Raw genomic sequence first — 6921 nt, forward strand, 5'->3', positions numbered from 1 at the left:
AGACAACAAGCCAGCCTTGAATCTTACATCCGAAGAGCAAGCCGTGATAATGCTGGCTTAAACCGATCTCAGGTTACATACAAAGACAAACGGGCCTGCGACTGCAGACCCGTTTTTATTGCTGGCTATCCATCCCTTGGCGCTGACAGAGGCGCATCGTCATAAGAGAAACTCAGAGGCGGGAGGCGAAATAGAGATTCACCAGCTTGATAAAGTTGCGCTTGCGTTTGTATTCGGTCGCCAGCGCCCCGAGCTGCAGGCTAAAGCTCTCCTGCAGCGCCTTGTCATCCCCAAGCGATTGCTCCCGCTTGCGCAGCGCCGCCGCAGCTTGCTCATAGCCATCGTTCTGACCTGTCGCCACATAGCTGGCGGCAACCCGAAAGGTATAACTGATGGCCAGCAGCGGATTGTCCGGGGCGATCTTGTCCGCCAGGGTAAGCAGCAGCTCCGGGCTTATCTTGTGGGTGGCCACCCAGTCACAGGCATCCAGCACCCGCTCCTGATCGAGATAGAAGCGCACCAGCGCATCCTGATGAGAGGACAAATTGAACGGCTGACTGACCGCGGCCTGATCCTTGAAACACTGCTCGGCCCAGGGCAGCAGGGTTTCGTCCTGCCACTCCAACTGGTGTTGCAACTGGCGCAGCCGCTTGAACCCGTCAAAATGAGGCATCCGCTCGAACCCGGCCCGCGCCAGACGCCATGCCCGCCCCTTCTCGCCAAGGGCGATAGAGAGCCGGATCTCGACCTCATCGCACTCACTCTTTTCATGGGGTGATACCGCCAGCTTGCGCGCCTTGGCGAGCCAATACTCCCCCTCCAGCGGCTCATCATGATCGCAGCAGATGCTGCAGAGCCGGAGCCAATCCCGTGGCATGGTGGCAATACTGGCCAGCAAGGTCAGCTCGCGGCGCCAGTCACCGGTCGCGCGGGCCGCATCCAGCAAGGGGAGGGTATAGCGTTGCAGATCCCAGTCATACTCATCGCCCGGCACTAGTGCCGCCCGCAAGCTGGCGAGCTTCTGCTCGCAGCGCGCCAGAAGGGCTGGACTGTGCATGATATCGCCAAACGCCTCCTCTTCTGGGAAGATATCCTGCGGTTGCTCGATGAGGTGAGTAAAGAGCCAGTCGATCTTGTCACTCTCTGGCCATGGCAAGCGAGCAAAAAGCGCAGGGAGGCGTTCGCAGAGCGCAAACTCCAGCTCGCAGCGATCGCCATTGGAGTCATCGACCTGTAACAGCACGGTATTGAGCCGGTCCAGCGCGTAACAGGTCAGCTGCCACTGCTGCTCGAGCGGGAGGGTATCGATCCCCTCCCAGATCTCTTCAAACAACGCTTCGGCCTCGCTGAAGTAGTCGCTCACCGCCCGCCACTCCCACACATCCCGCTTGGGCAGCGCCCTGTTGATCATGCTTTTCAGTTTGGCCGGCGAGAGCGGCTGCTCACTCAGTTCCACTTTCCTCAACCAATAATCCCAGCGTTTCGGGTCGCGGCGGATCTCATCGATCAGCACATCGAGCAGCGCCGGTTGCTCTTGCCGCTCGAAATAGCCGCGCAATCTGGCCCGCGCATCGGGCACCTGTGCCACCGCGCCCTCCTCACCGTCCAAGCCGCTTAGCTGCATATTGAAGGCCAGCGCGGTGGCGACTGCGTGTTTGCAGAGCGTCTGATAGTCGGCAGCGGGGCAGTTGCAGTGACTCACCATCGTACGCCCGCACTCCAGTCTGACCCGATAGAGATGACTGCCCTGTACCCGGGCGGTGATGGTCTCACCATCCTGAGCGAGCTGCTGTACCGCCCCCTGACTGGCCAGTTTCACCCCCTTGGCAAAGCTGGCGTCGCCGCTTTGCGCCTTGAGTTCGGCAATATCGATCAGTTCAGCAGAATGTGAGGTGCTGCGGGCCAAAGGGGCTCTCCTTCTCCGGTGTGTCTATGGTCAGATGGCGCCATACATGTGATGGCAGGGTTTATCGAAAGCAGAGCGCATCAAAGCTCGGTGTCTCATCCCATATGGCGTGCTGATACTCGTCCCAGCGCTCGGCCAGATAAGGCTTGAGGGTTTGCAGGATGGTGATGGACGCGAGCTGCGCATGCAACTGTTTGATATCGCACTGCAGGTAGATAGTACCGATGATCCTCTAACGCGAGATCGGTCTTCTTCTTCTTCGCTCTCTGTTTGAACTTGTGCAAGGCGGCCACAGGTCACCATATCACCTGATTGCTGGCAATCTGTTAACGGTATTTAACCCTTGGTATCCACAGGGTTAAAGGGCATACCCCATGAAAAAATGCCATATGGCCAGCTTGATGGAGGTCACATTCCTCCCCCGCGACCCTCCCTATCATGCCCCCATCATTCGCCAGCCCGTCAAGTTGGCGATGGCACTTAAAGTGGAACACTCACGAATAACAAGAGAACAGACCATGCAGCAAACCAGCCCCCTCAAGACGGTCACGGTCAGCATATTGGCAACCGCCATGCTGATCTTTGTGGCCCAGTACCTGATAGGCAAGCAGGAGATCAAGATAGGCATCGCCATCATTCCGATCCTGCCGATGCTCTTTGCCGTCATCATCGGCATGTGCATTTCCGCCAAGCCGATCAAGGATCGCATCCCCGGCTGGAAGCAGCTCTTCACCGAGAAAGAAGAGGGCTTCTGCGGCAAGATGGTGGGCTTCAGCCTGCTGATCCTGGGCACCCAGTACGCGGGGATGATCATCCCCAACCTGAAGATGATCCTGAGCGTCGGCGTACCGCTGTTCCTGCAGGAGATTGGCAACCTGCTGCCGATCCTGATCGCCATTCCGCTGGCGGTGAAGTTCGGCTTTGGCCGTCGCGCCATCGGGGCCTGCTCCTCCATCAGCCGTGAGCCGTCGGTTGCGGTCATTCAGGGCAAGTTCGGCACCGGCTCCCAGGAGTACATCGGCGTGCTGGCCATCTACCTGTGCGGCTCAGTCATCGGCACCCTCTGGTTCAGCGTACTGGGCAGTATCGCCCCGCTCACCGGCCTGCACCCGCTGGCGCTGGCCGCTGGTTCCGGCGTGGGCTCAGGCTCCATGCTGAGTGCCGCCTCCGGTGCTCTGATCAACGGTCTCGACGAAGCGCTGGCCCAGCAGGTGCTGAGTATCGCAGCAGCCTCGAACCTGCTCTCTTCTGCCCTCGGCGCCCTCTCCCTCACCTATCTGGGTCTGCCGCTCGCTGAAAAAATCTATGCCCTGACCGCTAAAGGAGAGAAAGCATGAAAAGCATCGTAATGGATATGCGGTTCGTCTTTCTGGCGATCCTGCTGGCCATGTTTACCCAGACCCTGACCACCGGCACCCCGCTCTGGCTGATGGGTGACAGCTTCGTCGCCATGTCGCTGGTGGTGTTTGCCTCGCTGGTAGCCAAGCGCTATCTGCCCTCCTCCCTGCCTGCGTTTGCCTATGCCACCATCATCGGCATTCTCATCTGCCTGCCGGAGACCCCGGTGCGCGGCCTCTTTATCGATGCCGTCGCCAAGATCTCCTTCCTCTCCTGCTGCGTACCGCTGCTGGCCTTCGCCGGTCTCTCGGTGGGCGGTCAGCTGGAAGAGCTGAAAAAGATGTCGTGGAAAGTGATCCTGATATTCATGATCGTCTCCACCTGCTGCTTCTTCGGCGCGTCGCTGGTCGCCCAGCTCGGCTTCTCCATGCAAGGGATCATCTGATGAACAACATCCACATTGAGCCGGCCCTGCTGGCCCTGCGCGACTTCAGTCAGGAAGTGCGCCACCACCTGCACACTATTCCGGAAGCCTCCGGCGTCGAATTCAAGACCTCGGCCTACTGCCGCGAGCTGATGGCAGGCTTTGGCTATCGCCTCACCGACTACCCGGGCTTCACCGGTTTCCACGGTGATCTGGTGGTTGATCCTGTGCTGCCGACCATCGCCTTCCGTGCCGACATGGATGGCCTCGAGATGCACGACATGAGCGACGTTGCGTTCAAGTCGAGCCACGAGGGGATGGCCCACAACTGCGGCCACGACTCCCATATGGCGATCGCCCTGACCGCCGCCAAGTTTCTGGCCGCCAACCGCGATCGCCTGCAGTACAACGTCCGCTTTATCTTCCAGATGGCGGAAGAGGATATGCGGGTGCCGGGCGCCGAGAAGATGGTGGAGCTGGGCTGCATGAAGGGGGTGGACGAGGTCTATGCCCTCCATAACGACGGCGCCATGGAGACCGGCACCATCAAGTTCAACAACGGCGTCATGTCCTCCTGGGGCTCCGCCTGGACGCTGGATGTGCACGGTATCTCCGCCCACGGCTCCACCCCCCACAAGGGGCTGGATGCGATCCGCGAAGCGGTGCGGATCATCGAGGATATGGACTATATCGTCGCCAAGCGCACCAGTCCGTTCAGCCCGGCGGTGTTTGGCTGCGGCATGATCAACGGCGGCACTATTCCCAATGCCATCGCTGACCATGTGCAGGCGCGCGGCACCATCCGCGCCATGGATGCCGAGACCGACCAGATCCTGAAGAACAGCTTCAAGGAGATCGTGGCCCAGAGCGAACTGCGCGGCTTCAAGACCAAGATGGTCTATGCCGGTTATCCGGCGGTCGAGAACCACGCCGATGCCTGCGCCCGTCTGCTGCAAGCGGCCGCCGACGTATTGCCCTCCGAGGGGATCAACGCCCAGGGTCAGCCGATGACCGGCAGCGAGGATTTCAGCTACATGGTCAACGCCTGCCGTGACCGCAAGGGGGCCATGTTCTTCCTCGGCAGTGGCTGTCAGGCCAAGGGGATCTGCAACTACCTGCACGCAAATCCCTACTATCTGGACGATGACTGCCTGCTGGTCGGTGCCCAGATCTTTATCAATCTGGCAACGACTAAAAGCGCCTGACAGGCCAAGGGGATCTGCAACTACCTGCATGCGAATCCCTACTATCTGGACGATGACTGCCTGCTGGTCGGTGCCCAGATCTTTATCAATCTGGCCACCCGCCGCGATTGATCCCGCATACCGATAAAACCAGAAGAGAGGCCAAGGCCTCTCTTTTTTTGTCTCTGTATTTTTGCTCTGTGTACGACAAACAACCTGCGGCTAAAGCCACGGCAACTCCGCCATATTGGCGGCAGGCGGCTGGTTGATCAGATGCAACTGCACCGTCTCCCGGCTGATATGGGGGGCGTAGAGGTGGATAAAGTCGTACATGTAGTCGCGCAGATGGGCATGTTTGCGCAGACAGATGTGGGTGGCGCTCGAGGCAATCAGGTGGTCGATATTGAGGCTCACCAGATCCTCCCTGTCCCCCTCGTCGAAGGCCACGCTGGCGATCACCCCGACTCCCATCCCGAGCCGGACGTAGTGCTTGATCACATCGGTATCGGTGGCGGTCAGCACGGTTTTCGGCGAGAGGCCGTGGCGGCTGAAGGCCTTGTCCATCTTGGAGCGGCCGGTAAAGCCGAACACATAGGTGATCAGGGGATAGCGGGCCAGATCCGCCATCGACAGCGGCTGGCAGTCGATCAGCGGATGGCCGTGGGGTACCACCACGCTACGGCCCCAGCGATGACAGGGGACTGCGGCCAACTCATCGAACAGATACATGGATTCGGTGGCGATCGCCATATCCACATCGCCGCTTTGCACCATCTGGGCCAGCTGGGCAGGCGCCCCCTGATGGAGGTTGATCGCCACATCAGGGTAGCGACGGCTGAACTCGGTGATCACCGTTGGCAGCTTGTAGCGGGCCTGGGTGTGGGTGGTGGCGATACGCAGCACCCCGCTGGTGGCCAGTTGCTCTCCCAGCGACAGCTGGTTGAGCTGCTCCACCTGCGCCACTACCCCCTTGGCCAGCTCCATCACCTGCTCGCCTGCGCTGGTCAAGCCGACCAGATTCTTCCCCTTGCGGGTAAAGAGAGCGAGCCCCAGCTCATCTTCCAGCATCTTCATCTGCTTGCTGAGGGTGGGCTGGGAGGTGTAGAGCTTCTCCGCCGTCGCCGAGATATTGAAGTTGTTCTTCACAATCTCGGTAAAGTTCTTGAGCCGGGCGATGTTCATCTGGGCAAGGGATCTCGCAGCTGCGGCCAGTGGTGCTGGCGTTGATAAGAGCGCGCGGGGAAGACCCCGCAGCTGACTGCCGACCATACCACAGCGCCTCGCACGATAACCTGCCCCAGGTCAGAAAGCGGCACGCTAGTCGCTGGCGAGCTTGATCCCGAGTCCGACAAACAGGGTGCCGATGCCCCGGTTCAGCCAGCGGCCAAGACGCTGCGATAACCGTACCTTGTGGCTGGCATAGACGGTGGTAAAGACCAGCAGGTGACACCAGATGATGCCGCCCAGATTGAAGATGCAGCCGAGCAGGATAAAGGCGAGTGCCTTGTCGGGGGCATCCGGTGCGATGAACTGGGGCACAAAGGCGAGAAAAAAGAGCGCCACCTTGGGGTTGAGCACATTGGTCAGCACCCCTTGCCAGTAAATCTGGCCATAGGAAAGTGCAGGCAGAGTGGCCCCTCTCTCCATTGATCCTGTTGCCTGCTGGCGCAGCAGGGAGAATCCCAGATAGATGAGGTAGATGGCGCCAACCAGCTTGATAAGGGCAAACAACTCGGCCGACGCGCTGAGCAGGGCCGACAGGCCCAACGCCGCCGCCAGCACATGCACCATGACACCGGTGCCGATGCCAAGGGCCGCGACCGAACCGGCACGCCACCCTTGCGAGCCGCTGCGCAGCATGACCAGCAGGGAGTCCGGCCCTGGCATGATATTGAGCAGCAGCCCCGAGACCATAAACAGAGCAAGATCATGAATACCGAACATCACCTCTCCCCTCGTAAAGCAAAACCAAACAAAGAGGGCTCCGCAGAGCCTAATGCCGATCAGTTAAGGATCCATTGACCGATCCTCCTGATGTGTAAAAATCCGAAACCTGTTGATTGGTTTCG

General features: G+C 59.7%; 6 protein-coding genes. 3 read left to right on the plus strand and 3 right to left on the minus strand.

Features of this window, described 5'->3' with window-relative positions:
- Positions 1-172 precede the first annotated feature (172 nt).
- Positions 173-1906, minus strand: a complete 1734-nt coding sequence (locus PG888_RS22010) for an SWIM zinc finger family protein (RefSeq protein WP_182938889.1) — start codon at positions 1904-1906, stop codon at positions 173-175.
- A 518-nt stretch (positions 1907-2424) separates the two neighbouring features.
- On the opposite strand from PG888_RS22010, the gene PG888_RS22015 reads away from it, so the two are divergent.
- The 3 genes from PG888_RS22015 to PG888_RS22025 are packed head-to-tail and all read left to right on the plus strand — an operon-like array spanning position 2425 to position 4873.
- Complete coding sequence (locus tag PG888_RS22015; RefSeq protein ID WP_042658540.1) at positions 2425-3243, plus strand: DUF3100 domain-containing protein; 819 nt, start codon at positions 2425-2427, stop codon at positions 3241-3243.
- Positions 3240-3689 (plus strand): hypothetical protein, encoded by a 450-nt coding sequence (locus PG888_RS22020; RefSeq protein WP_182938888.1) that lies wholly within the window; start codon positions 3240-3242, stop codon positions 3687-3689. Before PG888_RS22015 ends, PG888_RS22020 begins: the two co-directional genes overlap by 4 nt.
- Positions 3689-4873 carry a M20 metallopeptidase family protein gene (locus tag PG888_RS22025; protein ID WP_270694380.1) on the plus strand — a complete coding sequence of 395 codons (1185 nt, stop codon included), beginning with the start codon at positions 3689-3691 and terminating at the stop codon, positions 4871-4873. The genes PG888_RS22020 and PG888_RS22025 overlap by 1 nt, the downstream gene beginning before the upstream one ends.
- A gap of 201 nt (positions 4874-5074) precedes the next feature.
- On the opposite strand, the gene PG888_RS22030 is transcribed toward PG888_RS22025, so the two are convergent.
- A complete protein-coding gene (locus PG888_RS22030; protein ID WP_182938886.1) occupies positions 5075-6034 on the minus strand; it encodes a LysR substrate-binding domain-containing protein in 960 nt (319 codons plus the stop codon).
- A 135-nt stretch (positions 6035-6169) separates the two neighbouring features.
- Positions 6170-6796 carry a LysE family translocator gene (locus PG888_RS22035; RefSeq protein ID WP_182938885.1) on the minus strand — a complete coding sequence of 209 codons (627 nt, stop codon included), beginning with the start codon at positions 6794-6796 and terminating at the stop codon, positions 6170-6172.
- Between the last annotated feature and the right edge of the window lie 125 nt (positions 6797-6921).

The organism is Aeromonas sp. QDB23, assembly GCF_027707745.1.
In the GTDB taxonomy this organism is placed as follows: domain Bacteria; phylum Pseudomonadota; class Gammaproteobacteria; order Enterobacterales; family Aeromonadaceae; genus Aeromonas; species Aeromonas allosaccharophila.